The sequence below is a fragment of the Pseudomonas guariconensis genome, assembly GCF_024127895.1.
In the GTDB taxonomy this organism is placed as follows: domain Bacteria; phylum Pseudomonadota; class Gammaproteobacteria; order Pseudomonadales; family Pseudomonadaceae; genus Aquipseudomonas; species Aquipseudomonas guariconensis_B.
Genome location: NZ_JAMYBK010000069.1, coordinates 1 through 1,242, shown reverse-complemented (window position 1 = coordinate 1,242; position 1,242 = coordinate 1). Strand labels below are relative to the sequence as shown.

Below are 1,242 nucleotides of genomic sequence, written 5' to 3'. Positions count from 1 at the left end.
GGCGCCTCGCACATGGCCGAGGGCTACACCCGCGCCAACCCCGGCAACATCGGCGTGTGCATCGGCACCTCCGGCCCTGCCGGCACCGACATGGTCACCGGCCTGTACAGTGCCTCGGCCGACTCCATCCCGATCCTCTGCATCACCGGCCAGGCCCCGCGCGCACGCCTGCACAAGGAAGACTTCCAGGCCGTCGACATCACCAACATCGTCAAGCCGGTGACCAAGTGGGCCACCACCGTCCTGGAACCGGGCCAGGTGCCCTACGCCTTCCAGAAAGCCTTCTACGAAATGCGCACCGGCCGCCCGGGCCCCGTGCTGATCGACCTGCCGTTCGACGTGCAGATGGCCGAGATCGAATTCGACATCGACGCCTACGAACCCCTGCCGGTCCACAAGCCAGCGGCCAACCGCGTCCAGGCCGAGAAGGCCCTGGCCATGCTCAATGAAGCCGAGCGCCCGCTGATCGTCGCCGGTGGCGGCATCATCAACGCCGACGCCAGCGACAAGCTGGTCGAGTTCGCCGAACTGACCGGCGTGCCGGTCATCCCGACCCTGATGGGCTGGGGCACCATCCCTGACGACCACCCGCAGATGGTCGGCATGGTCGGCCTGCAAACCTCGCACCGCTACGGCAACGCCACCCTGCTCAAGTCCGACCTGGTGTTCGGCATCGGCAACCGCTGGGCCAACCGCCACACCGGTTCGGTCGACGTCTACACCGAAGGCCGCACCTTCATCCACGTGGACATCGAACCGACCCAGATCGGCCGCGTGTTCACCCCCGACCTGGGGATCGTCTCCGATGCCGGCGCCGCGCTGGATGCCTTCATCGAAGTGGCCCGCGAGTGGAAGGCCGCCGGCAAGCTCAAGAACCGCAGCGAGTGGCTGCAAGACTGCCAGCAGCGCAAGTCGAGCCTGCAGCGCAAGACCCACTTCGACAACGTGCCGGTCAAGCCGCAGCGCGTCTACGAAGAGATGAACCAAGTGTTCGGCAAGGACACCTGCTACGTCAGCACCATTGGCCTTTCGCAGATCGCCGGCGCGCAGTTCCTGCACGTGTACAAGCCGCGTCACTGGATCAACTGCGGCCAGGCCGGCCCGCTGGGCTGGACCATCCCCGCCGCCCTGGGCGTGGTCAAGGCCGATCCCAAGCGCAAGGTCGTCGCGCTGTCGGGTGACTACGACTTCCAGTTCATGATCGAAGAGCTGGCCGTGGGCGCGCAGTTCAACCTGCCCTAC

General features: G+C 66.5%; 1 protein-coding gene. It reads left to right on the top strand.

The window, feature by feature from the left end:
* On the top strand, positions 1–1,242 hold a 1,242-nt coding region (gcl, locus tag NJF35_RS24575), incomplete at both ends, for a glyoxylate carboligase (RefSeq protein ID WP_253091618.1).